This window comes from Rhodococcus sp. 7Tela_A2 (assembly GCF_049311045.1).
GTDB lineage: Bacteria > Actinomycetota > Actinomycetes > Mycobacteriales > Mycobacteriaceae > Rhodococcus.
Window position 1 is genome coordinate 1 of record NZ_JAXION010000062.1, and the last position, 26,110, is coordinate 26,110.

Here is a 26,110-nt window from a genome sequence, read left to right on the forward strand (position 1 = left end):
CCCCCGGCCCCCCCCCCCCCCCCGCCCGGGGGGGGGCCCCGCCGGGGCCCCCCACCGCGGTGTCGTGTGGCGGATCCGCGGGAATACCGACCTGCGGTTCTGCCATGTACTGCTCCTAGAGCATCAGTTGCCGGCGGTTGCGATGCCGGCCTGGGTGTCGTCCAGCGCCTGCTGAACGGTCTTCTCACCGCGGATCGCGGCGTAGGAGTTGTCCGAGATCGCCTTCGACACGGCCGAGTAGTACGGCGACGCCGGACGCGGCTTGGCAGCCTCGAGAACTTCCTTCAGCGTGGTGAAGTACGGGTACTGCTCGATGATCGCCGCATCGTCGTAGACCTCGGCGAGGACGGGAGCGCCGCCCGCTTCGGCGTAGTACAGCTGCGACTGGCGCGTCTGCATGAACTCGAGGAAGTCACGCGCGGTCTCCGGCGCATCGCTGAACGCGCTGATGCCGACGTTGTAGCCACCGAGCGTGGACGCACCCGGTCCGTCGACACCCGGGAGGACGGCGATGCCGTACTTGCCGGCGATCGAGGAGCTCTCACCGTCGGTGTAGAAGCCGGGCCACGTGCGCAGGAACATCGCCTCACCGTTGCCGAACGCGGTCTGCGACTCGCCCTCGGTGTAGGTCTGCGCCGCAGCCGGGATGATGTTGTCCTCGAACGCGTCGACGATGAACTGCAGGCCTTCGGCGGTCTGCTCGTCGATTGCCGGTGCGAGACCGTCTTCTCCGACGAAGGAGCCGCCGAAGCCGTTGACGATCTCGGTGACGTTGACCGTCAGGCCCTCGTAGTTCTTGAACTGGCCGATGTAGCACGCGATGCCGGCTTCTTCGGCCTTCGGGCACTCGGCCTTCAGGTCGTCCCACGTGGCGGGCGCCTGGTCGACGAGATCGGTGCGGTAGTAGAGGAACGCACCGTTCGTGTTCTTGGGAGCGGCGTACAGGGTGCCGTTGTAGGTGCCCGATTCGACGGTCGCGGGCAGCAGGCCCTCGGTGTCGATCGCGAAGTCGCCCTCGAGGGGCCGCAGCCATCCGTTGGCCGCGAATTCCGCGGTGTTGGTGACGTCGACGGCGATGAGGTCGTACTCGTCGCTGCGCGCCTGCATGCGCTGCGCGATGTCGTCGTACTGGTCGTTGGCCTCGGTCGCGAGCGGCTTGAACGTCACCTGCTCGTCCGGATGATCGGCGTTCCAGTCGGCGATGATGCTTTCGAGCGCCGTGTTCAGGGGATCCTGACCCTCGACGATCGTGATCGGGCCGCGGCCACCTGCCGGCGCAGCACTGCTGTTGTCGTCGCTGCCGGCGTTGTCGTCGGACGAGCAACCTGCGAGGACGAGCGCAGTGGCCGCCGTCGCGGCGATCGCGGCTCTACGCATCGCCTTCGTGTTGAGATTCATCAACTATCTCCCCATTCGAGGTCGGAAAATATCGCCGGTAACGCGGAGGTAACCGACACCGGCCACTACTGTGGCACGCGCCACCCGGAAAAGTCGGCATTCCGCCCATCCTGGACGGCCGAGTGTCGGGGTTCGCCGGTGCTCACCTCCGGAGGTCAGCCGATGCGCGTCCCGTCCGACGTCCTGAAGATGTGAACCTGCTCGGGGTCGAACCGCAGGTGCACGCGTTCGCCCTTCTGCGGCGGACTCCGCCAGTCGCTGCGGGCGACGATCTGCTGGTCTCGGCCACCGACCACCGCGCGCCCGTAGACGTACGCCTCGGAACCGAGTTCTTCGACGACGTCGACATCCATGGGCAGGCCGTCGTTCGAGATCTCGAGATGCTCGGGACGGATGCCGAGGGTGACCTCCGACTCGGTGACCTGGCCGACCACATCGCGCGGTACCGGCACATAGCTCTCGTCCAGCCGGACGCCCCGGTCGATCACCGGGAGCCGGAACAGGTTCATCGCGGGCGACCCCATGAATCCGGCGACGAAGACGTTGGCGGGCTTGTTGTAGAGCACGCGCGGCGACGCGCACTGCTGCAGGACACCCTTGTCGAGGACCGCGACGCGGTCACCCATCGTCATCGCCTCCACCTGATCGTGAGTGACGTAGACGGTCGTGGTGTTGAGCCGGCGCTGCAACTGTGCGATCTGCGTCCGGGTCTGGACGCGGAGTTTGGCGTCGAGGTTGGAGAGCGGTTCGTCCATCAGGAACACCTGCGGCTGGCGGACGATCGCGCGGCCCATCGCGACGCGCTGCCGCTGACCACCCGACAGCGCCTTGGGCTTGCGGTCGAGGAACGGTTCGAGGTCGAGCATCTTGGCGACTTCGACGACCCGCTCCCGGATGTCGCTCTTGGGGTGCTTCGCGAGCTTGAGGGCGAATCCCATGTTCTCGGCGACCGACATGTGCGGATACAGCGCGTAGTTCTGGAAGACCATCGCGATGTCGCGTTCCTTCGGATCCTGCGCGGTGACGTCGCGGTCGCCGATGAGGATGCGGCCGCTGTGCACTTCCTCGAGACCGGCGAGCAGGCGCAGCGACGTGGATTTGCCGCAGCCCGAGGGGCCGACCAGGACGAGGAATTCCCCGTCCTCGATCTCGAGATCCAGCGAATCGACCGCGGGGGTCGTCGAGCCCGGGAACAGGCAGACCGCCTTGTCGAAGGTCACCGAGGCCATCGCAGATCCTTTCCGAAGCGGAACACAGTCTGTGCGGTAGGGGAATCTACCGTGTTCGTGGCGTATTTCCGCTACTCGGTGTGAACTCGTCGTCCTCGCCCCAGACCTGGATCCCACGGAGGCCGGGAACGTCCCCGCGATGGAACACCGGATCGCGTCCTTGCTTGCGCTGTGCGGTGTAGTTGTGGAACAGCGCGTAGGCGATGCCGGACAGCGGGATCAGCGCTATCAGGTTGACGATCGCCATCACGCCCATCGAGAGGTCGGCGAGTGCCCACACGAGGGGCACCGATCCGATCGCACCGAGAAACACGCAGAGCACCACTGCGCTGCGCAGGTACGGCAGTGCCCTGCGCGTCCCGGTGAGAAATTCGATGTTCGATTCGCTGTAGTAGTAGTTGCCGATAACGGAGGTGAAGGCGAGAAAGAAGATCATGACGGTGAGGAAATGCACCGTCCAGTCGCCCAGTTGCAGCGACAGTGCGTTCTGGGTCATCGCGGCACCCTCGAGACCGCCGCCGAACTCGGGCTCGGACAGCAGGATGATGAACGCGGTGATCGAGCAGACGAGCCAGGTGTCGAAGTACACGCCCAGGCTCTGCACCAGTCCCTGCTTGACGGGGTGCGAGACGGACGCCGTGGCGCCGGCGTTGGGTGCCGACCCCATGCCGGCTTCGTTCGAGAACAGGCCCCGGCGGATGCCGTTCATGAATGCGGCACCGAATCCGCCGCCGACGATCTCCCGGATTCCGAACGCGTTCTCGAAGATCAGCCGGAACATCCCCGGCACCTCGCCCACGTTGAGAATCACGACCACCACACCGATCACCAGATATGCGGTCGCCATGACCGGAACCACGATCTGCGACACCGCCGAGATCCGCCGGACCCCGCCGAAGATCACGGCGGCCACGCACAACGCGACCCCTATTCCCACGACGACCTGCAGACCGAAGGTCTTGTCACCGACCGAACCGGCGACCGCATCGACGATCGAGTTGGTCTGCACCGCGTTGAACACGAACCCATAGGTGATCGTGATGATCACCGCGAAGATCATTCCCATCCAGCGCTTACCGAGCCCGTACTGCATGTAGTACGCGGGTCCGCCGCGGTATGCGCCTTTGTCACGCACTTTGTACAACTGCGCGAGGGTCGATTCCAGGAACGCCGTCGACGCTCCGATGAGCGCCATGGCCCACATCCAGAACACCGCACCCGGGCCGCCGAGGCTGATCGCGATGGCGACCCCCGCCACGTTGCCGGTACCGACGCGGGACGCCGCCGAGATCGAAAAGGCCCGGAATGCGGAGATGCCCTCTTCCCCGTCGGGGAGTCGCTCGGGCTTCTCCACGATCGAGCGCAGCATGTCCGGAATCAGCCTGATCTGGATGAACCGCGACCGGATCGTGTAATACAGACCGGATCCGATGAGCAAGGCGATCACGGCATACCAGAACCGGTCGTTGACCGCGGTGACAAAATCGACTGCGACGTCCATCCTGCCGATCTTGGGCTGTTCACGGAGATCCCGCAGCGCTTTGAGGTCAGCACCCCGCGTCGGTGCGACGGCCTACCCTTCTCTGGTGAGCTCGGACAAGATGTTGACCCGGATCGGTGGCCTGCTGAGACAGGCCGAGTCGACGGACAACGCGCACGAAGCCGACGCCTTCCTGGCGGCCGCGCAGCGACTCGCGACCGCCGCCTCCGTCGACCTCGCGGTGGCACGCGCGCACGCGGGCGCCAAGGAGCGTCGCGCCACCCCGGTGCAGCGACTGGTGACGATCGGGGAGGTCGGGAAGAAGGGTTTGCGCACCTACGCGCAGTTGTTCCTGGCCATCGCCGCGGCCAACGATGTGCAGTGCGACATCACGGCCACGTCGACGGTGATCTTCGCCTACGGCTTCGCCGACGATATCGACGCGTGCGAGGCGCTGTACTCGTCGCTGCTGGTGCAGATGGTCCGTGCGTCCGACGCGTATCTGCGGTCCGGCACCTACCGCAGCGAGTCGACGGTCCGCACCGTGATCGAACGGCGCGGCGGGCGCGGCGTCAGAACGCGGGTACGCAAGCCGATCGCTCCCGTCACCGCGAGGCTGAACTTCCAGTCGGCGTTCGCTGCGCGTATCGGTGCACGCCTGGCCGAAACCAAAGAGGAAATCGAGAAGGACGCCGAGTCGTCGTCTCCCGGGACCGAACTCGTGCTGCGCGGCAAAGCCGTGGAATTGCGCGACTTCTACCGCAGCACGTCCCAGGCCCGGGGAAGCTGGCGGGGCAACCGTGCTCCGTCGGCACGCTCGACCGATGCACAGCGTGCCGGCGACAAGGCGGGTCGCGCGGCTCGCTTGGGTACGGCACCCGAACTTCCGTCTTCGCCGAGGAGGCTGGAGGGATGACCCGGGTTCGTGATATCCGCAAGTCTGCGGTGTACGACGCGGAGGCGATGGTGCGCCGCATGTTCGATCTCGCCGACGAGCGTGGTCTGCGCACCGTCGACGTCGCAGGGTCGAGCGTGACGTTGCCCGTCGAGCGGCGGTTCGCGTCCCTCGACTCCGTGCAGCGGTACGTCGATGCCGTACTCGCGCTCGACTGGGTGCGTGCCCGCTGGCCGCGCGCCGCGGTGCCCGTCCGGATCCGTGCTCGCGCCGGTAATGCCGCCGCGCACTACGAAAACGATTGCGCCACAATCGCCCTGCCCGAACATCGCTCCAATACCGCGTGGGCATTTCGGGAGATGGTCGTGCTGCACGAACTCTCTCACCATCTCGATCCTCTGGATCCGGAAGAGGCCACCGAGGGCGCGCACGGCCCCGCGTTCGTCGATCGATTTCTCGCACTGATAGGCGGAATCATCGGCCCGGAAGCAGCATTCGTCCTACAGGCGGCAGGAATCTCCACCGCGACCGGTCCGCAACGATAGCGCCGACTCCCAGGGCCGCGGGCCGAGACAAGGACTTCGGTGGGAATCGTCCTGCTGTCCGGAACCGAGACGTGACAACGCTCGTATCCCCCTGTGGAACATGCCTATCGGTACTTTTTCACATCCGCCGATTCCACCTCCGCCCACACGAGGACCGACGACTCCTCCGGCCGCAGCGAGATGTAGCAACTCTCGTATCGCCTTGTGGAACATACTTATTGGTACTTTAGTCTGCTCCGGTTGCACTTCGGTCGCAGAGTGACCGAGCCGTCGATTCACGGCCCGAAGTACCGTAATGTGTTCCGCATCATACGTAGGCGCGTCGGACGTGTGCACCACGAAACCTTCCGGCTCCCTTCCGAGCACGCTCCATGCGCCGCACACGAAGGAGCACGGTGATGAAACCCGGAGCACGAATCGCCCTCGGTGTAGGCATCGGATATGTCCTGGGCCGCACGAAGAAGATGCGATTGGCCCTGATGCTCGCCGGTGCCGGAGCCACCGGCAAGCTTCCCGCCGGCCCTCAGGACCTCCTGCAGCGAGGCTCTTCGGCACTCGGCTCCTCCCCCGAGATCACCAAGATCACCGAATCCGTTCGGGGGGAACTCGTCCACGCTGCTCGTGCCGCAGCCGTGACGGCGGTCAGCAACCGCATCGACACCCTCAACGATCGGCTCCAGTCCCGGGCTGAGGGTGACGGCGCGCAAGCCCGATCCGACGAGGAAGCCGGGCAGCCGGAATACGAGGACGAATACGACGAAAGCCGTGAAGCGGACGATTATCAGGGCACCGGGGAGAGCGACGAGACGGGCTACACCGACACCGGCGAGGGCGATACGGACGAACAGGATTCCGGCGCCGAGGAGGAACCGGAACCCGAGCGTCCCGCACCCCAGCGCCGCACCACCCGCACACCCTCCCGGCCTCGCGCCTCCCGGAACACGAAGGCGCCGGCCGACAACGACGCGGCCGGCACCGAGGACGCACCTCCCAAGCCCCGCAAGCGGGCCGCACACAGCAATGCGTCGCCCTCGGGCCGCGCTCCCGTACGTCGAACAGGACGGTGAGAAAGATGGCCAAGACAGTAAAGGACTTGCCGGGCGGAGTCGCCGACACAGTGGGCACGGCCGGGAAGAGCGCGACCGATACAGCAGGCCGAGCCGGCCGGACCGCCACCGGCACAGCGGGAACGGCAGCAGGTGGCGCGACCGGAAGCCTGCAGCAATCGTTGCAGGGACTGGCAGGGACGATCGCGCAGAATGCGCTGTCGAAACTGTCGGACCGGGTCACCGGCACGGCAGGCCGCTTGAAAGATTACTCCGACGGCAGCGGTGGGAACTTGGCGAGCGCGCTGACGGGTGTCGAGAAACTCGCCCAGGGCGAGTCGCCACTGAAGGCAGCGGCCAGCACGGGATTCGACCATCTCAAGAACACCGCGAAGGACAAGTTCGGGGACGTCAAGGACTCGATCACCGGCGGCGACAAAGGCAAGGGTGGCGGGAGCAACAAGAAACTCAAGCTCACCAACATCGTCGAGTACATCGACGTAGGGGTGCCGCTCGACCTGGCCTACGACCAGTGGACACAATTCGCCGACTGGCCGAAATTCATGAAGAAGGTCGAACAGGTCGAACAGGTCGAAGACGAGAAACTCCACTGGACCGGCAAGGTGTTCTGGTCCCGGAGGAACTGGGAATCCTCCATCCTCGAACAGGTTCCGTTCGAACGAATCGTGTGGCGCTCCACCGGCGGAAAGGGGTACATCGACGGCGCCGTCACCTTCCACGAACTCACGCCCGATCTCACCCGGATCATGATGATCCTCGAGTATCACCCTCGCGGGTTGTTCGAGCATACGGCGAACCTGTGGCGTGCTGTCGGTCGACGGGCACGCTTGGAACTGAAGCACTTCCAGCGTCATGTGATGACCGACGCCATACTGCGTCCCGACGAAATCGTGGGCTGGCACGGCGAGATCCGCGAGAAAGAGGTCGTCAAGGACGACGAGACCGCACGGAGGGAAGAGGAGGAGCGGGCGGCCGAAGAGTCAGGTTACGACGAGGAACTCCGGGACGAGGAGGAGGACTACGAGGGCGACGAGGACGAGGATTACGACGACGAAAACGACGAAAACGAGTTGCCCGACGATAATTCGGAGGACGAAGGAGACGAGGCAGACGAGGAACCCGTTCCCGCGAAACGGACCCGGGCACAGCAGAGCACCGGAACTCGTCCTGCGCGGTCGCGAGCGTCCCGGTCATGACCATCCAGCCCGCCGGCGGGGGCGGCGGGAGCGGTGGGGGCGGGAGCGGTGGCGGCGGCGTCGCTCGCTCGGACTCCTCGGGACTGGCCGATGTCATGGACACCATCCTGGACAAGGGTCTGGTCATCGACGCGTACGTGCGGGCGTCGCTCGTCGGTATCGAACTTCTCACCATCGACGCGCGGGTCGTCGTCGCCAGTGTCGACACCTACCTGCGATTCGCTGATGCCGTCGATCGGCTGGAGATTTCCGAGAACGAACCCCAGGGTCTGCCGGATCTCGTCGGCGACATCGCCTCCGGCGGCGCCAAGCACAAGACGAAGGGAGCACTCGAGGCGGCCGGAGAGAAGGTCGGCGACTTCCTCGGCGAGGTGCAGGAACAAGGACAGACGGCTCGGCGACCGCGGAGGGGTGAGGACTGATGTCCACGGAGCAGACCGAACGACCGGAACAGGGCGGCGGAGACGATACACACACCGCCACTGCGATGTACGTGTACGGCATCGTGCCCTCGGACGTGGAACCCGAAGAGGACGCGGAAGGCGTGGGTAATCCACCCGCCGGGATCTCCGTCGTCCGTTCCGGCCGCATCGCGGCTCTGGTGAGCGAGATCCCGACCGATCGCGCACTCGGCACACCCGACGACCTCACGGCCCACGCCGGCCTCCTCGACGGGACTGTGACTGTCGCGCCCGTGATCCCGTTCAGGTTCGGTGCGGTCCTCGCCGATCGCGACGCCGTCGCCGAAGAACTGCTCGAGGGGCACGAGGACGAACTCACGGCGGCACTCGATCAACTCGAAGGCCTGGCCCAGTTCGTCGTGAAGGGGAGGTACGTGGAAAGGGCCGTGCTGCAGGAGATCCTGGACGACGATCCCGAGGCCGCACGGTTGCGCGAAGAGATCCGCGGACAGTCCGAAGCCGCCACTCGCGAAGCCCGGATGGCGCTCGGAGAGATCATCGAGGGGGCCATCGAAGCCAAACGTGATGAGGACACCCGACGGACGATCGAGGCTGTATCCGCGCTCGATCCCATGGTCAACCAACGGAAGCCCACCCACGAGCAGGATGCGGTCCATATCGCCGTCCTCGTCGAACTCGACAGACAGGACGAACTCGAGGGCATTCTCCGCGAGCTGGGTAACGAATGGGACGGCAGGGTAGAGATCTCGCTGCTCGGCCCGATGGCGGCCTACGACTTCGTGACGAAATCCGATTCGCGCGAGGAGGACTGAACGATGGGACTTCTGACGACCCTGATCACCCTGCCACTCGCCCCTGTCAAAGGAGTGATGTGGGTCGGGGAGATCATCGAAGAACAGGTCGAGCAGCAACTGCACGACCCTGCGAACGTACGTCGCGAACTCGAGGAGATCGAGAACGCTGCGGCCGCCGGCGATATTTCGCCGGAAGAGAAGGACGATGCCCAGCAGGCGGTCCTGAACCGCATGATCTCGCCCGGCGGACCCGGGGCCGACAGGATGAAGAGGTGACCTCATGGCGAGAGACACCGGCCCACCGTCGATCTCGACAGCACAAGCTGCGTCGGCGGCTCTCACTCACCTCGGGACTCTGACCCTGAAGGAGACACAGGGTGTCACCTCCGTCGAACCGGCAGAAGACGGCTGGATCGTCGAGGTGGAGGTGGTCGAGGACAGGCGGATCCCCGCGTCGACGGACATGCTCGCGCTCTACGAGGTGGAGATCGATTTGGACGGGAACCTGCTCGCGTACCGGAGGACCCGTCGCTACGCACGCGGTAGCAGCGACATCGGAGCGAGGACCGGGATATGACGGTCGTGGGCGGAGGCACAGCGGCGCCGCAGCCCTACGGCGGCGGCAACCGGTCGACCAATCTCGGCGACATCCTCGAACGGGTCCTCGACAAGGGCCTGGTCATCGCCGGCGACATCCAGGTAAACCTGCTCGACATCGAACTTCTCACCATCAAACTCCGGCTCGTCATCGCATCGCTCGAGACGGCGAAATCCGTCGGAATCGACTGGTGGGAGAACGACCCGTGGCTGACGAGCAAGGCGCGTGCACCCGAGATCGTCTCGGACCGTGCAGAACTGGAGTTGGAGAACCGGCGGTTACGCGAACGGCTCGCCGCACTCGAGGCAGCCGGATCGACGGAACCGGTGGAGATCGTGGACGAGGAGGACCGTGGCTGACACGACCGGGGTCTGGATGTACGCGGTGACCGAGGAGATACTCGCCGACCGCGGGACGAAGGCCGCTTCCGGTGTGGCCGGCGAACGGATCCGCACGGTGCACGAAGGCGGATTGACCGCCGTGGTGGGAACAGTGCCCCTGGACGGTTTCGGCGAGGCCGCGTTGGCGCACAATCTGGAGGACATGGAATGGCTCGAACATGTTGCCCGAGCTCACGATGCGGTTGTCGCTGATCTGTCCCGACAGGCACCCGTGGTACCGCTGCGTCTGGCGACCGTCTGCCTCGAAGACGAGCGGGTCCGGGAACTCCTGACCGAGCACCGGGAACAGTTCTCGTCGGCACTCGCGCTGGTTCGGGGACGAACCGAGTGGGGGGTCAAAGCGTTCGCGGACAGGAAGGAACTGACGCGGGCGGCCGCCGAATCGCGCACGGAAGAGGGCGTCTCCGGAAGCGGAACTGCCTACCTTCAGCGGCGCCGCGCGCAACTGACAGCGCAAGAGAGCGTCGAACGTGACGCCGCTGCCCGCGCGGAGGAGATCCATGACCGGTTGCTGCGCAAGGCCGCTGCCGGGCGCCGGGGCGCACCGACCGATCCGGCGTTGAGCGGAAGCCACGAATGGATGCTGCTCAACGGCACATATCTCGTCGACGACGACCGCGCCGACGAACTCCGTGCCGAAGTGGAGGAACTGGGGTCGCAGTTTCCGGGGATTCGGCTCGAGATGAGCGGTCCGTGGCCGCCCTACTCGTTCGCCGGTGCGGAACGGATCTCACCGTGAGGTACGCGGACGGATCGGTGGACGAGGAGCGGCGGATCGCACTGATCGATCTGCTGGATCGCGTGCTGTCGGGAGGCGTGGTCATCACCGGCGACATCACACTGTCTATCGCCGAGATCGACCTGGTACGGATCTCGCTCCGCGCGCTCATCTCGTCGATCAGCACGCTGTCCGTTCAGGGAATCGACGCGCCCGTTCCGCGTGGGGTACGGGGACCGTGAGCGAGTCCGCGAGGTTCCCTCCACGTATCGACGCCGATCCTGAATCCGTGGAGCGGGGGCTGGTGACGCTGGTGCTGACCCTGGTCGAACTCCTCCGGCAGCTCATGGAGCGCCAGGCACTGCACCGCGTGGATGCGGGCGATCTCAGCGACGAGCAGATCGAACGCGTCGGAACTACGTTGATGCTGCTCGAAGAACGCATGGCCGAATTGCGCGACCACTTCGGGCTCACCCCCGAGGATCTCAACATCGACCTCGGTCCGCTGGGGACGTTGCTGCCCCGGGAGTGAGCCGCAGCGGTCACACTCCGGCGATCTCGACTCGGTCGTAGTCCGTCACGCCGCCGGCGAGTACCCGAAGGTGATCGTCCATGGTGCCGAGCGTGTGCTCGATCGCGGTGAGCCGGCTCAGGTAGTGGCCGATGGAGTGTTCCGCGGTGACACCGATGCCTCCGTGCATCTGCACCGCCTCCTGCCCGACCTTGCGTGCGGTCCGGCCCACCTGCAACTTCGCCCTCGACGCGATGATCGGATCGACGATGCCGTCCGCCAGTGCCATCGTTGCGTACAGGCTCATGCTGGCCGCCAGCTCGTACAGGACGTACATGTCGGCGGCGCGGTGTGTCAGCGCCTGGAACATCGACAGCGGAACACCGAACTGCTTGCGCTGCTTCAGATATCCCGTCGTCAGCTGCACCGACGCGTCGATCGCCCCGACCGCTTCGGCGCACAGCGCGGCTTGCGCGCGGACGACGGCGCCGGAGATCGCGGCGGACGCGTCGACGGCGTCACCGAGGGGTTGCGCCGCCACGCCGTCCAGCACGATCTGCGCACCGCGTCGCTCGTCGTTCGTGCGGTAGACCGTGCGCGAGAGGCCGTCCGCACCGGCGTCGACCAGGAACAGGCCCACGCCGCCGTCGGGAAGCTTCGCGGACACGAGGACGATGTCGGCGCAATCTCCGTGCAGCACAGGGTTCTTGCGACCGGAGAGCAACCACCGGTCACCGTCGCGGGTCGCGGTGGTGGCGACATCGATCGTGGGCCACCGGCTACCGGGCTCGTCGTGCGCGAAAGCGAGCCGGAGATCACCTTCGGACAACCGCGGCACGAGTTCGGAACGCTGTGCGTCACTGCCGAGTTCGGCGACGAGACCGCCCGGCAGGTACACCGCGGCGAGTACCGGTTCGGGTGCGAGCGTACGGCCGATTTCGGTCATGACCGCCATGACCTCCACCGGGCCGGCACCCATGCCTCCGTGTTCCTCCGCGAAAGGCAGTCCGAGCACTCCCAGTTCGGCGAGCTGCTTCCATACCTCGGGGCTCCACCCCAGGTCGCTGTCGGAGACTCGGTTACGGGCTTCCACGTCGTATGCCGCAGTGAGCATGTCGCGGACGGTCTTACGGAGCAGGTCCTGCTCGGTGTCGAGTTCGAAGTTCATGTCCTGGGCCTCACAGTCCGAGAATCGAAGAAGCGATGATCGAACGCTGTACCTCGCTCGAACCGCCGTAGATGGTCACCTTGCGGGTATTGAGGTAGGCCGGGGTGGTGAGTTGCGCCCATTCCGGCGAATCGATGTCCGAGGCGCCGGACGGCAGCGAGTCCGGTCCCGCAACGTCGACGAGGAGCTCGGTCGCCGCCTGCTGCAATTCGGAGCCTCGGAGCTTCAGCAGCGACGATGCCGGATTGGGCTTACCGTCCGCAGATCCGGCGACCACCCGCAGCTGTGTGAGTTCGAGAGCGAGCAGTTCGTTCTCGAGTTCGGCGAGACGCGAGGCGAAGATCGGATCCGAGAGCAGAGTGCCGTCTCCGACCGCGATGTCCGCCGCGAGGCTCTTGGCGCGAGCGAGCTTGACCTTGGTCGCGCCGACCCTGGCGATGCCGGTGCGTTCGTTGCCGAGCAGGAACTTGGCCTGCGTCCAGCCCGTGTTCTCTTCGCCGACAAGGTTTTCTGCGGGAACACGCACGTCCTCGAAGAACACTTCGTTGACCTCGTGGCTGCCGTCGATCAGCTTGATCGGCCGCCGGGTGACCCCGGGTGTATTCATGTCGATGAGCAGCATCGAGATACCGGCCTGCTTCTTCACGTCCGGGTTGGTGCGGACGAGGCAGAAGATCCAGTCGGCGTGCTGGGCGAGTGTGGTCCAGGTCTTCTGTCCGTTGACGATGTAGTCGTCACCGTCGCGCACCGCGCGGGTCTTGAGCGACGCGAGATCCGACCCTGCTTCGGGCTCGGAGAATCCCTGGCACCACCAGATGTCGAGGTTGGCGGTTTTGGGGAGGAAGCGTTCTTTCATGTCCTGCGAGCCGAACTGCGCGATGACAGGACCGATCATCGACGCATTGAACGGCAGCGGTTCGGGCACCGACGCGAGTTGCATCTCGCTGAGCCAGATATTGCGCTGCATGGGGGTCCATTCCTGACCGCCCCATTCGACGGGCCAGTTCGGGACGGCCAGGCCCCGAGCGTGGAGGATACGCTGAGTCGCGATGAAGTCGTCCCTGCCGAGAGGTTTGCCGGCGGCGACCTTCGAGCGCACATCGGCGGGGATCTCGGTGGTGAAGAAGGTGCGCAGCTCGTCACGGAATGCGCGCTCCTCCTCGGTGAGCTTCAGGTTCATGGGGGCCTTCCGTCACGGGTGGTGGCAATGGCTCATGAGCGCCCGGAATCCCGCACGTTCGCGAAATTGTGGCGCCCAACACAATGCAAAACTAACCTTACATCGTTAGTTCGTCCAGATCGGCGCCGAAAAGGACCTTCCATGGCACGACCCCGCACGCCCCTGCTCAACCGATCGCTCATTCGCGACACCACGCTCGCGCTGGTGGACGAGTACGGCCTGGCTGCCGTGTCCATGCGCAGGATCGCTGCCGAACTCGACGTGCGCGCACCCTCGCTCTACAGCCACTACGCGAACAAGGACGAGCTGTTCGACGACATCGCCGACGGCATCGCCGCGACGGTGGATGTGAGCGGATTCGAGGGCGAGGACTGGCAGGAAGGCCTGCGGATCTGGGCGCGCTCGTATCGGGCGGCACTCGCCGTCCATCCCAACCTCGTCCCCTTCCTGGCGTCGAGTCCACGCCAGCGTCCGACCGCCCTGCACCATGCGGACGCCGTCCACGGGGGCCTGACCCGCGCGGGCTGGCCCCCGCGAGCCGCGACGCTCATCGGAGCGTCGATCAAGTACATCGTCATCGGCTCGGCGATCACGTCGTTCGCGGGCAGCTTCGACCATCACGCCGAGACCTACAGCACCCGATATCCGCATCTCTCGCAGGCGCACCGGCTGCGCGAGTACGCGGCCGAGATCGACGTGGACAGCTTCGAACTCCTCCTGGAATCGTTTCTCCGCGGACTCGAGGACGAATACCCGGGGATGCCGGAGATTCCGGCGCACGGTTGAGCACGCTGTTGGCAGTGCGGAGTCGGCGGCGCCGTCCTACGGTGGAACGATGACGCGCACCATTCGTATCGGACTTCAACTACAGCCCCAGCAACAACCCGACTACCGGGTCATTCGCGACACCGTGCTCCGCGCCGAGGACGCCGGCGTGGACATCGTCTTCAACTGGGACCACTTCTTCCCGCTCTACGGCGATCCCGACGGCGCCCACTTCGAATGCTGGACGATGCTCGGTGCCTGGGCCGAGCAGACCGAACGCGTCGAGATCGGCGCACTGGTCACCGGAGGCGGCTACCGCAACCCCGATCTGCTCGCCGACATGGCCCGCACGGTCGACCACATCAGCGGCGGCCGTCTCATCCTCGGTATCGGCTCCGGCTGGTTCGAAAAGGACTACGACGAGTACGGCTACGACTTCGGCACGAAAGGCTCCCGCCTGGACCTCCTGGCCGAATATCTGCCCCGCATCACGTCGCGCTTCGAGAAACTGAACCCACCGCCCACGCGGCACATCCCGATCCTCATCGGTGGTGGCGGTCCGAAGAAGACCCTTCCGCTCGTCGCGAAGTACGCAGACATCTGGCACAGTTTCGGCGAGTTCGACACCCACGTCGAGAAGTCCGACATCCTCGCGCAACGCTGCGCCGATCTGGGCCGTAGCCCCGACGAGATCGAGCGATCCACGGACTGGCCGGGCGTCGACAAGGCCGCACTCTACGTCGAACAGGGCATCACCCAGTTCACCATCGGCATCGGCGGGCCGGACTACGACCTCGCGCCCCTCGTCGAGGCGATCGCCTGGCGCGACGCGAGCGCCGGTCTCGCCTGAAAAACCCACGGCCTGAAAAACCCACGGGTAGGTGCTGTTACGTGGCGCACACGTCTCAGCACCTACCATGGATGGTGCATGCCGTATCTACCGAATCTTCCACCGTGCACCTCCGACGACTGGGACGACGACCGCCGGCGCCGGCGCATGCGCGATACCCGGCTCGGCCACAGCGGGACCCGCTTCGGCCGCGCGCGCATCGTTCTGGCCCGGCTCGTGTACGTGCTCGTACCACTGATCGTGCTGGCCACCCTGTATTGGACGTGGGACGTCGCACCCGTTCGGGAAAAGCTTGCCCTGACACAACCGCAGATCCATCAGGTCTACGACGCGGCGGAGCGAGACGATCTCGATACCGCCGTGGTCGATCTGGTGGGCCTGGGCAACCTCGATGCGACCCCGACCGCCGAGGCGTTACCGGCGTTGAGCGAAATCGGTCAGGTGTGGTCGGTCCAATACGACAACAGCGGTCTCGACACCGCTGTCGTCAGCGATCTGATCCTCGAGCGTGCCGGGTGGTCGGGCGTGGAGAACGTCGTCCTCGTCGGGCACAGCATGGGCGGCATCATCGCGCTGGAAGTCGCGCAGCACCTGTACGAGGAATCACCGCTCGAGGTGAGGGGCGTGATCCTGGATTGCACTCCGGTGGACCTCCACGCGGTGCGGGCCGAAAGCCGCAATGCGGGGGAAGACCTGCTCCGCTGGATCGGCTGGCTGCCCGGCGCACGCGAAAGCCGGTTGATGCGGATGACGGTCGAGGTCGCCGCACGGCAGGATCGTTTCGTCGTCCCCTCGGACCGCTGGTATCGGCGGATCGACACCACCGAACTGCGGAACGTGGTCGACGAGGTGCTGCGCGACAAGATATTGTCGGACGATGCCGCGAGCAACGGACTGATCGAGGCACAGTTCCGCGCGATCGTCGCGTCGGGCGCCACCGACAATCTGCAGGCGCTCGCCGAACCCCGCGACGACAAGGTCCGTCCCGCCGTCGTCTTCCTGCGGCCCCGGCTCGCGCAGGACGACCCGGTCGTGGACGTCGACTACACGCAGCGGATTCTCCTCGACCAGGCAGGCGGACCCGGCGGAACGCTCCTCGTGTCGAAGCTCGGACACATCGGGCACGCCAACCCGATCCAGGCGCCGGCGGCGTACAACGAGGCGATCACCCGGCGGGTAGCACCGTTTCTGGACACGCGGCCCGGTGCGGTCGACACGAACGACGACGCGGCGGACGGCATCGCTCCGGACGGATCCTGAAGGCGCACAACGCTCATTACCCGTTCATCTTCTCGTTCCCTGCCGATCGTGTACGACTCCTACGGTGCTCGGAGCCCCCCGAACCGAGGAGATACGCCCGTGGCCCGCACGCACCTGCCCCTGTTCCCGACGCACGACGGCAGTTCGTCCCGCGCGAACATCACCTGCCTGTACAAATGTGGCGACGCATGCTCGCAGAGCGTGCCGAACACCTCCGGCGGTACCTATTTCGGCGATGTCGTGCGTACCTCGCTCACACGCCGCGGGGTGTTGCGCGGCGGCGCAATGGCCGTTCTCGCAGTGGGGGCCGGAGGTGCCCTCGCCGGTTGTGCGGACGACTCCGCGGCCGCGAGCAGCGGTGCAGAACCCACCGCCGGCCCCCGTGCGGTAGATCTCGGACCCGCGGCCACCGGAACGGACTTCGCCGCGGTGGCACCCAACACCGACGACGCCGTGACGGTACCGGCCGGGTACGAATCCGCGGTGGTCATCCGTTGGGGCGATGCCGTTCTGCCCGGCGCTCCCGCGTTCGACATCGATCGCCAGACGGCGGCAGCACAGGAAAAGCAGTTCGGGTTCAACAACGACTTCGCCGGGTTGCTCCCGGTGGACGGGGTACCGAACACGTATCTGCTCGTCGTCAACCACGAGTACACCACCGAGCCCTTCATGTTCGCCGGTTACGACGCCGAGAACCCCACCGAGGAACAGGTGCGGATGGGCTGGGCCAACCACGGACTGTCCGTCGTCCAGGTCCAGGGTGAGCCCGGGACCGGGCGTCTCACACCAACATTCGGACCGTACAACCGGCGCATCACCGGAACCACCGAATTCGTCCTCACCGGACCCGCCGCCGGAAGCGAGTTGCTGAAAACCACTGCGGGCCCGACAGGCACGCGCGTCGCGGGCACCCTCAACAACTGTGCAGGTGGCCTGACACCATGGGGCACAGTGTTGTCCGGCGAGGAGAACTTCAACCAGTACTTTGCGAACGCAGAACGCATCACCGACCCTGTCGTCGCCGAACGACTGGCGCGGTACGGACTGGAAGGCGGTGAGACCGAACGGAAGTGGGAACGCTTCGACACGCGATTCGACATAGCATCCGAGCCCCAGGAGGTGAACAGATTCGGATGGATCGTCGAGATCGACCCGTGGGATCCGCACTCCGTCCCGGTCAAGCACACCGCGCTCGGGCGTTTCAAGCACGAAGCCGCAACCGTGTACGTCACCGGCGACGGCACTGTGGTCGCCTACAGCGGCGACGACGAGCGTTTCGACTACATGTACAAGTTCGTCTCGTCGCGGAAGATGCAACCCGGGAACTCCCGGGCCGCAGTACGGCACAACATGACTCTGCTCGACGCCGGGACGCTGTACGTCGCCGAACTCACCGGCGATCACCCCGGCGCGATCGACGGGTCGGGCACACCCCCGGAGGGCGGCCGATTTTCGGGCACAGGCCGGTGGATTCCCTTGCTGCGCGCCGAGGAAGACGGTCGGGGAGTCTCGCTGGTGGACGGCATGAGCGCCGACGAGGTGGCCGTCTTCACCCGGTTCGCCGGCGACAAGGTCGGTGCGACCAAGATGGACCGGCCGGAGGACTTCGAGCCCAACCCGGTGACCGGCAAGGTGTACGTGGCACTGACCAACAACACCAAGCGCGGCGCAGACAGTACGGCCCCCGCCGACGAAGCCAACCCGCGCGTCAACAACAAGAACGGCCAGGTTCTCGAGATCGACGACGACCACGCGGGCACATCGTTCACGTGGAATCTGCTGCTCGTGTGCGGTGACCCGAACGAGGCGGACACCTACTTCGGCGGATTCGACCCGGCGCAGGTCAGTCCCATCTCGTGCCCCGACAATCTCGCCTTCGACCCCCACGGCAACCTGTGGATCTCCACGGACGGTAACGCTCTCGGTTCCAACGACGGCCTGTTCGCCGTTGTACTCGACGGGCCGCGCCGCGGCGAAACGAAACAATTCCTCACCGTGCCGATCGGCGCCGAGACCTGCGGCCCGATCGTGGACGCGGACCGGGTGGTCGTGTGTGTTCAGCATCCGGGGGAGACCGACGAGGCATCGTGGGACAGTCCCGCATCGCACTGGCCCGAGGGCGGCAACACCGCACCCCGGCCGGCTGTCGTCGCAGCATGGAAGTCCGACAAGGGACGGATCGGCACCTGACGGGCCTGCGGCGCGCTACCCCAGCCAATCCAGGACGGCGGCAGCGGTCCAGGACTGCTGCATGCTGCCCAGCGGTTCACCGGTGAACGGTTCGTAGTACTCCGCGAACGAACCGTCACTGACCTGGCGTAACCCCTCCGCCCGCAACATGTTCGAACGTTCTGCCCAACCGCGCCGGGCGAACGCCCACGAGAACAACCACGTCATCACGGGCCACACGGGGCCTCGCCAGTACTCGCGGGGCCGGAACGCTCCCGAGACGGGCGAGGCCGACGGTGGCACCGCGTAACGGAGATCGGGGTGGCCACAGAATTTCGGGCCTTCGAAGGTCCGGAGCAGCGCCCGCTCCGCCTGCCGGTCGAGACCGCCGCACAGAAGCGGAGCAAACATCGCGAGAGTGTCTGTGGCTACCCATTTTCCACTACGAAGGTCGAAGTCCTTCGCTGCGCCGCTGCGGGGATCGGTCGTCGCGACGACGCCGTGCCGGAACCGTTCGGCCCAGCCGTACAGGTCGCGGACATCGGCGTTGGGCCGGGAGTGTTCCTCGCCGATATTGGCCAGAACTTCACACGCCAGGGAGAAGATCGCGCTGACGAACACATCCTCCACCGCGAAGCTCATCGTCTTGGCGAGCACGTCGTCCTCGTAGCGCGCCGCCTTCATCTCCTCGAGCAGCCACAGATAGCGGGCGTACTCGCCGTCACTGGGACGCTCGGCGGGATCGGCGACGTGATTGAGGTCCTCACGGCGGAAGAGCGGAACGTTACCGGCGGTGACGTTCGAGTAGGCGAGATCCCACCGCGGCGAATTGTCCATGCCCGATTCCCACCCGTGGTAGAGCGCGATGCGGCCGTTACCGTCCAGGTCGCGGGCATGGGCGAGCCACCGGTGCCACCGCATCAGATCGGCCCACCGGCGGTCCAGGAACTCCTCCGCGACCGCTCGTGTGCTGCGGCCGTGCCGCCGCGAGTTCTCGAGGATGCGCTGCACGGCGATCGCGTGCACAGGGGGTTGTGTGATGCCCGACGTCTCCACTCCCACCGGGGCGTTGTCCGCGAGTTCGGACACGGCCCATCGCGCCGGCCCGGGGAAATATCCGTCGACACCGTTCGCGAACACGATGTGCGGGATCATGCCGTTCTTCCACTGCGCCGACAGCAGGGTGTCGAGTTCCACGACGGCGCGTTCGACGCTGAGCGGCGCGAGTCCGACCGCGACGAACGCGGCGTCCCAGCTCCACATGTGCGGATACAGCCTGGGTGCGGCACTGGTCATGGATCCCAGGTCGTTGCCGCGCAGCAGGTAGGCGGCGCGCGCGGCGAGCTGAGTCGGGGTGAATCCTCGGTCCGGCATCGTCTCATTCTCCGGCTTCCCCGCCGATCCGCACGCCGGGCACGCCTGTGTAACACGCGCGATACATGCGGGACTACGCTCGAAGTATGGGCAGGCAGCGAGGTGGCCGGGCTGCATCGACGCCGCGCCGGGTGAAAGCGACAGATGCCGCGAAGGGACCCGTGGAGGGTCTGTACGACATCGACACCGGTACATGTGAGCTGGTCAAGGACCGGTATCTGCCCGACGGCTGGGTGCTCGAGGTCAACGGGGTGCCGAGTTCTCATATCGACCTGAGCGATCCCACCCTGCTCGAGTTCGAGTACATGCGCTGGATCGCGCTGCTCGTGGAGAGCAGATTCTCCACCGACACCCGGCTGCGCGCGCTGCATCTCGGTGGCGGCGCGTGCACGATGGCGAGGTATTTCGCAGCCGTGTATCCCGACGCGCGCCAGGTGGTCGTGGAGATCGACGGCCGGCTCGCCGAGCTGGTACGCGAGTGGTTCGATCTTCCGCGCGCACCGCTGCTCCGCATCCGGGTGGGGGAGGCCCGTGCGGTCCTGACCGGCCTCTCGGACGACAGCAGGGACCTCGTGGTGCGGGACGTGTTCGCCTTCGACCGGACGCCTGTTGCACTCACGACGGTCGAATTCACGCGTCACGCGCGGCGGGTGCTCTCGCCCGGCGGCATCTACGTCGTCAACTGCGGGGACACCCGCGACCTGACCACGGCGCGGCGAGAGGCCGCCACCATCGGCTCCGTGTTCGAACACCTGGCCGTGATCGCCGATCCCGCGATGCTCAAGGGCCGGCGGTACGGCAACATCATCATCGCGGGAAGCGATACGCCACTGTCCGATACTCCTTCGCTGGCAAGGGAATTGCTCGGCGGTGCGGTCCCTGCCCACTTGTGGGACGACACCCAGGTACGGCGGTTCGCGGCCGGTTCGCGAGTGATCGACGACAGTGAGGCACCGGTCCGGAAGTCCGGCACACCGGTAGAGGCCGGAACAAACGGGAAGACGCAGGGGTTGCACGAATCATGACTTCCGTGGACTCGCCCGTACTGCAGGTTTTCCCTCTGGGCTCCCCTTGGCAGACGATCGATCCGTTCCTGTTCGTCGCCCATCACGTCGACGCCTACCCGGCAGGCAACCCCGACCTCGGTCCCGACGCTCCGCTCACCGGTCGTCCGCTCGGTCAGGACTTCGGCAATCCCGAGGGCTGGAACATGTACCACGGCACGACCGTCCCCGGATTCCCGCAGCACCCGCATCGCGGTTTCGAGACAGTGACGTTCGTCCGGACCGGCATCATCGATCATTCCGACTCCGTGGGGGCCACAGCGCGCTTCGGTGAGGGCGATACGCAGTGGCTCACGGCAGGCAACGGCGTGGTGCACAGCGAGATGTTCCCCCTGCTGCACCGTGACCGCCCCAACCCCCTCGAGTTGTTCCAGATCTGGCTCAACCTTCCCCGCGAGTCGAAAACCGCGGAACCTCACTTCGCGATGCTGTGGAACGAGGTCACGCCCACCGTCGTCGCGACCGACGCATCCGGGCGATCCACGCACGTCCGCGTCCTTGCGGGTGCGCTCGGTGACGCGACACCGCCACCTCCACCGCCGGCGTCGTGGGCATCTCGGCCGGAGTCCGACGTCGCGATCTGGAACATCGACCTTTCTGCCGGATCGGAGTGGACACTTCCGCCCGCCGCGGGCCCCGACACCCGCAGGGTCCTGTACGTCTACAGCGGTTCCCCGGTCGCCATCGGTGGTACCGCAGTGGAATCCGGCCACGGTGCGCTGGTCGACGCCACGGCACCGGTGGTACTCCGGGGCGGACCCGACGGGACGCAGATCCTGATGATGCAGGGTCGCCCGATCGGTGAGCCCGTCGTGTCGTACGGGCCGTTCGTGCTCAACGACGAAGACGGCGTCCGGAAGGCTTTCGACGACTACCGGCGCACCGGATTCGGTGGCTGGCCGTGGGAGTCCGACGGCCCGGTGCATCCCGCGGAATCGGGGCGCTTCGCGCGTTACCCCGATGGCAGGGTCGAGACGCCCTGACCGGGCAGAATGCGGATCACCTGAACTGCATGGACCTGTCGACCCGGCCCCATCTCATGGTGGGCAGATCGAGCAGGTAGTTCTGGCGCATGAGCCATGGGCTGCGGGAACCCTGGCCGGGCAGCGTGTTTTCCGCGCGGTGGATATACCCCGAGTTCAATCCGAGCAGCGGTCTGCGTTGCCCGTCGCCGGTGTACGAGGGTACGGCGATGCGGTATCCCTTGCGGCGCATGTATCCGAGCACCCGGCAGACGTACAAAGATGTGAGGTCGGCACGGAGGGTCCAGGACGCATTCGTGTAACCGATGCACAACGCGGCGTTCGGGATGCCGTCGAGCATGGTGCCGCGATAGATGACCGTGGAGGAAAGATCGACCGGTTCGCCGTCGACGGCTATCGCGATCCCGCCGGCAGGTACCAGACGAAGGCCGGTGGCAGGGATCAGGACGTCGGCGTCGAGTTCGGTTCCCGAACGCAACCGGACACCCTTCTCGGTGACCGTGTCGATGTGGTCGGTGACGACCTCTGCCGCGCCGGTTCCCAGCGCCTCGAACAGATCGGAGTCCGGCACCACGCACAGGCGCTGGTCCCACGGATCGTACGACGGCGTGAAGTGAGGATCGACCTGCGCCTTGTCATGGAGTCGGCGCGCGGTCAGCGTGCGCAGCACGCGCTTCGCGAGAAACGGTGCCCGCCGGCAGAACTGGTAGAAACCGAGATTGGTCACCACGTTCTTCGCCCGCACCGCACGGTGGGCGACGGCGCCGGGCAGGTAACGGTGCAGGAGGCGGGCCCACCCGTCCTGCGCCGGAAGAGACATGACGTACGACGGCGAGCGCTGCAACATCGTCACGTGTTCGGCCAGTTCCGCGAGCGCGGGCACCAGGGTCATCGCTGTCGCACCACTACCGATCACCACGATCCGCTTGCCGTGCCAGTCGAGATCCTCCGGCCAGAACTGGGGATGGACGACCGTCCCCGCGAAGTCGTCCAGCCCGGGAATCTCGGGTAGGTACCCGGACTCGTAGCTGTAATAGCCGCTGCACAGGTACAGGAACGAGCACGACATCTCGACCGTCCGGTCTCCGACCCGGGCACGCACCGTCCACCGCGCATGCTCCGACGACCAGGATGCCTCGGTCACCTTGTGCCCGAACCGTATTCGAGTATCGATTCCGTTTTCGGCGGCAGTGTCGCGTACATACTGCAGAATGTCCGCACCGTCGGCGATCGACTTCTCCCCTCGCCACGGCCGGAACGGGTAACCCAGCGTGTACATATCGCTGTCGGATCGGATTCCGGGGTACCGGAACAGGTCCCAGGTTCCGCCGAGGGAGTCGCGGCTCTCGAGAATTGCGTACCGGAGGTCCGGGCACCGCGTCTGCAGGCGGTATCCGGCACCGATTCCGGAAAGACCGGCACCGACGACCAGCACATCGACGTGTTCCACCGGGTTCCTACCCTTCGGTCCAGGCGAGAAGGTCGTCGACGGACCACGTGTTGATCACCCGATCCGGTTCGACGCCCCGCTCGGCAGCGCGCTCACAACCGTAGCCCAGCCACGCGAGTTGCCCGGGTGCGTGGGCGTCGGTGTCGATGGAGAACAGGCACTCCGTCGCCAGCGCGAGATCGATCAGGCGTGACGGGGGATCGCGGCGCTCCGGCCGGGAGTTGATCTCCACCGCGGTGCGGTGGTCGCGGCACGCCGCAAACACCTTCTCGGCGTCGAACTTCGATTCGGGACGCTGCCCGCGACCTCCCGTGACGAGCCTGCCCGTGCAGTGCCCCAGCACATCGACGTGAGGGTTTTCGACAGCACGGAGCATCCGCTTCGTCATCACGTCACGGTCGGCACGGAGGTGGGAGTGCACGCTGGCCACCACCACGTCGAGTTCCGCGAGCAGGCCCTCGTCCTGGTCGAGCGTTCCGTCGTCGAGGATGTCGACCTCGATTCCCGTGAGTATCCATGCGCCCTCGCCCTTCTCGTTGATCTCCGCGACCACCTCGAGCTGAGTGAGAAGGCGTTCGGCGCTGAGCCCGTTCGCGACCGTGAGCCGGGGGGAGTGGTCGGTGAGCGCGTAGTACTCGTGCCCGATCATCGACGATGCGGCGCGGTGCATCTCGTCGATCGAGCTGCCGCCGTCCGACCAGTCCGTGTGGGTGTGCAGATCACCGCGCAGCGCCGCGAGCAATTCCTGCCCGCCTCTCCCGATGGGTTCGGCTTCCTCGCGCAGCCGGGCGAGGTACTCGGGAACGCCGTCGAAGGACTCGCGTATCACCGCTGCGGTCTTCGGACCGATGCCGGGCAGTTCCGTCCAGTTGTCCCGGCGGCGCCTCGAGGACCGCGCCACGTCGTCGAGTCCGGCGACGATGTCGGCCGCGTGCCGGAAGGCCTGGACGCGGTAGGTGGCGGCGTGCTCGCGTTCGAGATAGAACGCGACCTCACGAAGAGCTGTGACCGGATCCATCTCTCCATTGTGGCAACGCGGGTCCGTACGGTGGAGGCCATGCCGAAATGTCCGATTGCTCTTGCCGTCGCCGTCGCGGGCGGTATGTCCGCGTTCGCCTGGGTGTCGTCACAGGTGAGCGCGCAGGCGCAGGGCCTGATGGTGGACATCGCCGATGCGCCCCCTGCGCCCGTGGTGATCGTGCCCGGCGCCCGGGTGCGTGCGGGTGCGCCGATGACGTACCTGCGAGGACGGCTCGACGCGGCCGTCGAGTTGGTCCGCAGCGGCCGGGTGCGGGCGGTGCTGGTGTCGGGCGACGCGGCGGGTACGTCAGGCGACGAGATCGCGGCAATGGTGGGGTACCTCGTTGCGCACGGCGTCGACCGCGAGCAGATCGTCACCGATCCGTACGGCCTCGACACCTACGACACCGCTCGCCGGGCGGTGGAGACCTACGGAGTCCGGCACGCGCTGATCGTGACGCAGTCGTTTCATCTGCCCCGCGCCGTCGCGCTGTGCCGCCGGGCGGGCATCGACATCACGGGTGTCCGGGCGAGCGGGGACGTACGAACCCGTACCCGCGTCCGGAATCTTCTCCGCGAGCATCTGCTCTCGCGACCGAAGGCATTCCTGGAGTTGCGGTTCCCCCGTGACCCGGTGGTGTCGACGCCGCGCGACGGCCGGCTCGCCGACATCCTGGCGGTGCGCTGAGCAGGCGGTGTCCTGCCGCGATCGCCATGCCCTCCGCGCGGCTCATAGTGTGGACCCATGCGTCCAACAGCTCTCATCACCGGCGGAGGCCGCGGCCTCGGTGCCGCGATCGCCCGTGAACTCGCCCCCACACACGATCTCCTGGTCGGTGGGCGCAGTCGCGGTTCCCTCGACGCCGTGCTCACCGAACTTCCGGCCGCCACCGCGTGGCCGGTCGATCTCCTCGACCACGATGCCGTTGCACGATCCACGGGGAGCATCGAGCACCTCGACGTTCTTGTACACAACGCCGGAATCGCGGAACTCGGAACGATCGCCGACGGGAACGCCGGTCAGTGGCGCGAGACGTTCGAAAGCAATGTCGTCGCCGTCGTCGAGCTCACCCGGTTGCTGCTCCCTGCGTTGCGTGCAGCGAACGGGCATGTGGTGCTCATCAATTCGGGAGCGGGTCTCCGCGCGAATGCGGGCTGGGGTGCGTATGCGGCGAGCAAATTCGCGCTCCGCGCGTTCGGCGACGCGCTGCGGCTCGAGGAGCCGTCGCTGCGCGTCACCTCGGTCCACCCCGGCCGGATCGACACCGACATGCAAAGGGCGATCATCGCCACCGAAGGTCGCGAGTACGACCCGGAGCAGTTCTTGAAGCCGAGCACGGTGGCCCGGGCGGTGCGGCAGGCGATCGAGACCCCGCGCGACGCGCAACCCACGGAGATCGTTCTGCGTCCCTGGTGACGCGGGTGCGCCCCGGAGCCGCAGGACTCAGAAGGGCAGCGGAATGACGACCGGAGGTCCGCCGGGAATCGGAATCTGGAACTGAGGGGGCGGCGGCGGAGGTGGCGGGGCCGGCGCACGAGGCGGAGCCGGAGCAGGCGCCGGCGGTGGCTGTGG

At 66.3% G+C, this 26,110-nt stretch carries 28 protein-coding genes; 20 read left to right on the plus strand and 8 right to left on the minus strand.

The features are described from left to right. Positions 1-123: 123 nt before the first annotated feature. The 3 genes from TVH25_RS12960 to TVH25_RS12970 all read right to left on the minus strand — a co-directional run bounded on the left by TVH25_RS12960 (position 124) and on the right by TVH25_RS12970 (position 4,128). On the minus strand, positions 124-1,398 hold the full coding sequence (locus TVH25_RS12960) for an ABC transporter substrate-binding protein (protein ID WP_169620951.1): 1,275 nt from the start codon (positions 1,396-1,398) through the stop codon (positions 124-126). A gap of 155 nt (positions 1,399-1,553) precedes the next feature. Further along, positions 1,554-2,627, minus strand: a complete 1,074-nt coding sequence (locus TVH25_RS12965; protein ID WP_169620950.1) for an ABC transporter ATP-binding protein — start codon at positions 2,625-2,627, stop codon at positions 1,554-1,556. Positions 2,628-2,673: 46 nt separating this feature from the next. After that, entirely contained in the window at positions 2,674-4,128 is a 1,455-nt protein-coding gene (locus TVH25_RS12970) for an alanine/glycine:cation symporter family protein (protein ID WP_169620949.1), read from the minus strand. An 85-nt stretch (positions 4,129-4,213) separates the two neighbouring features. On the opposite strand from TVH25_RS12970, the gene TVH25_RS12975 reads away from it, so the two are divergent. The 12 genes from TVH25_RS12975 (at position 4,214) to TVH25_RS13030 (ending at position 11,275) form a co-directional block, all read left to right on the plus strand. Further along, positions 4,214-5,023 carry a DUF2786 domain-containing protein gene (locus tag TVH25_RS12975; RefSeq protein WP_422424357.1) on the plus strand — a complete coding sequence of 270 codons (810 nt, stop codon included), beginning with the start codon at positions 4,214-4,216 and terminating at the stop codon, positions 5,021-5,023. Continuing rightward, positions 5,020-5,547, plus strand: coding sequence for a TIGR04338 family metallohydrolase (locus TVH25_RS12980; protein WP_422424359.1), 528 nt, complete (start codon positions 5,020-5,022; stop codon positions 5,545-5,547). Before TVH25_RS12975 ends, TVH25_RS12980 begins: the two co-directional genes overlap by 4 nt. A 398-nt stretch (positions 5,548-5,945) precedes the next feature. Further along, entirely contained in the window at positions 5,946-6,614 is a 669-nt protein-coding gene (locus tag TVH25_RS12985; protein ID WP_296549557.1) for a hypothetical protein, read from the plus strand. A 5-nt stretch (positions 6,615-6,619) separates the two neighbouring features. Next, positions 6,620-7,810 (plus strand): SRPBCC family protein, encoded by a 1,191-nt coding sequence (locus TVH25_RS12990; RefSeq protein WP_422424361.1) that lies wholly within the window; start codon positions 6,620-6,622, stop codon positions 7,808-7,810. Then, positions 7,807-8,232 (plus strand): gas vesicle protein GvpJ, encoded by a 426-nt coding sequence (gvpJ, locus tag TVH25_RS12995; RefSeq protein WP_296549559.1) that lies wholly within the window; start codon positions 7,807-7,809, stop codon positions 8,230-8,232. The genes TVH25_RS12990 and gvpJ (TVH25_RS12995) overlap by 4 nt, the downstream gene beginning before the upstream one ends. Beyond that, complete coding sequence (locus TVH25_RS13000; RefSeq protein ID WP_296549560.1) at positions 8,232-9,044, plus strand: GvpL/GvpF family gas vesicle protein; 813 nt, start codon at positions 8,232-8,234, stop codon at positions 9,042-9,044. Before gvpJ (TVH25_RS12995) ends, TVH25_RS13000 begins: the two co-directional genes overlap by 1 nt. A 3-nt stretch (positions 9,045-9,047) precedes the next feature. Next, positions 9,048-9,302 carry a gas vesicle protein GvpG gene (locus TVH25_RS13005; RefSeq protein ID WP_296549561.1) on the plus strand — a complete coding sequence of 85 codons (255 nt, stop codon included), beginning with the start codon at positions 9,048-9,050 and terminating at the stop codon, positions 9,300-9,302. Positions 9,303-9,306: 4 nt separating this feature from the next. Beyond that, on the plus strand, positions 9,307-9,603 hold the full coding sequence (gvpO, locus tag TVH25_RS13010; RefSeq protein ID WP_296549562.1) for a gas vesicle protein GvpO: 297 nt from the start codon (positions 9,307-9,309) through the stop codon (positions 9,601-9,603). Beyond that, positions 9,600-9,983 carry a gas vesicle protein GvpJ gene (gene gvpJ / locus TVH25_RS13015; protein ID WP_296549563.1) on the plus strand — a complete coding sequence of 128 codons (384 nt, stop codon included), beginning with the start codon at positions 9,600-9,602 and terminating at the stop codon, positions 9,981-9,983. The genes gvpO and gvpJ (TVH25_RS13015) overlap by 4 nt, the downstream gene beginning before the upstream one ends. Then, a complete protein-coding gene (locus tag TVH25_RS13020; RefSeq protein WP_296549564.1) occupies positions 9,976-10,764 on the plus strand; it encodes a GvpL/GvpF family gas vesicle protein in 789 nt (262 codons plus the stop codon). Before gvpJ (TVH25_RS13015) ends, TVH25_RS13020 begins: the two co-directional genes overlap by 8 nt. Next, positions 10,761-10,985, plus strand: a complete 225-nt coding sequence (locus tag TVH25_RS13025; RefSeq protein WP_296549565.1) for a gas vesicle protein — start codon at positions 10,761-10,763, stop codon at positions 10,983-10,985. Before TVH25_RS13020 ends, TVH25_RS13025 begins: the two co-directional genes overlap by 4 nt. Then, entirely contained in the window at positions 10,982-11,275 is a 294-nt protein-coding gene (locus TVH25_RS13030) for a gas vesicle protein K (protein WP_296549566.1), read from the plus strand. Before TVH25_RS13025 ends, TVH25_RS13030 begins: the two co-directional genes overlap by 4 nt. Before the next feature lie 10 nt (positions 11,276-11,285). On the opposite strand, the gene TVH25_RS13035 is transcribed toward TVH25_RS13030, so the two are convergent. Further along, positions 11,286-12,422: an acyl-CoA dehydrogenase family protein gene (locus tag TVH25_RS13035; protein ID WP_422424364.1), complete on the minus strand. Its 1,137-nt coding sequence runs from the start codon at positions 12,420-12,422 to the stop codon at positions 11,286-11,288. A 10-nt stretch (positions 12,423-12,432) separates the two neighbouring features. Continuing rightward, positions 12,433-13,602 (minus strand): acyl-CoA dehydrogenase family protein, encoded by a 1,170-nt coding sequence (locus TVH25_RS13040; protein WP_422424366.1) that lies wholly within the window; start codon positions 13,600-13,602, stop codon positions 12,433-12,435. Positions 13,603-13,743: 141 nt separating this feature from the next. On the opposite strand from TVH25_RS13040, the gene TVH25_RS13045 reads away from it, so the two are divergent. The 4 genes from TVH25_RS13045 to TVH25_RS13060 all read left to right on the plus strand — a co-directional run bounded on the left by TVH25_RS13045 (position 13,744) and on the right by TVH25_RS13060 (position 18,667). Beyond that, positions 13,744-14,388, plus strand: a complete 645-nt coding sequence (locus TVH25_RS13045; protein WP_296551271.1) for a TetR/AcrR family transcriptional regulator — start codon at positions 13,744-13,746, stop codon at positions 14,386-14,388. 49 nt (positions 14,389-14,437) lie between these two features. Continuing rightward, the gene (locus TVH25_RS13050; protein ID WP_296551273.1) at positions 14,438-15,217 is read left to right on the plus strand and encodes an LLM class F420-dependent oxidoreductase; all 780 of its coding nucleotides are present in this window, start codon (positions 14,438-14,440) and stop codon (positions 15,215-15,217) included. A 78-nt stretch (positions 15,218-15,295) separates the two neighbouring features. After that, a complete protein-coding gene (locus TVH25_RS13055) occupies positions 15,296-16,477 on the plus strand; it encodes an alpha/beta fold hydrolase (protein ID WP_422424369.1) in 1,182 nt (393 codons plus the stop codon). Between the two features lie 99 nt (positions 16,478-16,576). Further along, positions 16,577-18,667, plus strand: a complete 2,091-nt coding sequence (locus tag TVH25_RS13060) for a PhoX family protein (RefSeq protein WP_422424371.1) — start codon at positions 16,577-16,579, stop codon at positions 18,665-18,667. Positions 18,668-18,682: 15 nt separating this feature from the next. On the opposite strand, the gene ggh is transcribed toward TVH25_RS13060, so the two are convergent. Next, positions 18,683-20,020: a glucosylglycerate hydrolase gene (gene ggh, locus TVH25_RS13065; RefSeq protein WP_169652328.1), complete on the minus strand. Its 1,338-nt coding sequence runs from the start codon at positions 20,018-20,020 to the stop codon at positions 18,683-18,685. Between the two features lie 86 nt (positions 20,021-20,106). On the opposite strand from ggh, the gene TVH25_RS13070 reads away from it, so the two are divergent. Both TVH25_RS13070 and TVH25_RS13075 read left to right on the plus strand, forming a co-directional pair. After that, the gene (locus TVH25_RS13070) at positions 20,107-21,045 is read left to right on the plus strand and encodes a spermidine synthase (protein ID WP_422424373.1); all 939 of its coding nucleotides are present in this window, start codon (positions 20,107-20,109) and stop codon (positions 21,043-21,045) included. Further along, positions 21,042-22,067 carry a pirin family protein gene (locus TVH25_RS13075; RefSeq protein WP_296551281.1) on the plus strand — a complete coding sequence of 342 codons (1,026 nt, stop codon included), beginning with the start codon at positions 21,042-21,044 and terminating at the stop codon, positions 22,065-22,067. Before TVH25_RS13070 ends, TVH25_RS13075 begins: the two co-directional genes overlap by 4 nt. 16 nt (positions 22,068-22,083) lie before the next feature. Here TVH25_RS13075 and TVH25_RS13080 read toward each other — a convergent pair whose 3' ends face one another. Together TVH25_RS13080 and TVH25_RS13085 are read right to left on the minus strand one after the other, a co-directional pair. Next, positions 22,084-23,517 (minus strand): flavin-containing monooxygenase, encoded by a 1,434-nt coding sequence (locus TVH25_RS13080; RefSeq protein WP_422424374.1) that lies wholly within the window; start codon positions 23,515-23,517, stop codon positions 22,084-22,086. A 7-nt stretch (positions 23,518-23,524) separates the two neighbouring features. Next, entirely contained in the window at positions 23,525-24,535 is a 1,011-nt protein-coding gene (locus TVH25_RS13085) for a PHP domain-containing protein (protein ID WP_422424375.1), read from the minus strand. Between the two features lie 39 nt (positions 24,536-24,574). On the opposite strand from TVH25_RS13085, the gene TVH25_RS13090 reads away from it, so the two are divergent. Together TVH25_RS13090 and TVH25_RS13095 are read left to right on the plus strand one after the other, a co-directional pair. Then, on the plus strand, positions 24,575-25,225 hold the full coding sequence (locus tag TVH25_RS13090) for a SanA/YdcF family protein (RefSeq protein WP_422424377.1): 651 nt from the start codon (positions 24,575-24,577) through the stop codon (positions 25,223-25,225). A gap of 57 nt (positions 25,226-25,282) precedes the next feature. Further along, positions 25,283-25,954, plus strand: a complete 672-nt coding sequence (locus TVH25_RS13095; RefSeq protein WP_169620934.1) for an SDR family oxidoreductase — start codon at positions 25,283-25,285, stop codon at positions 25,952-25,954. Positions 25,955-26,110: the final 156 nt, after the last annotated feature.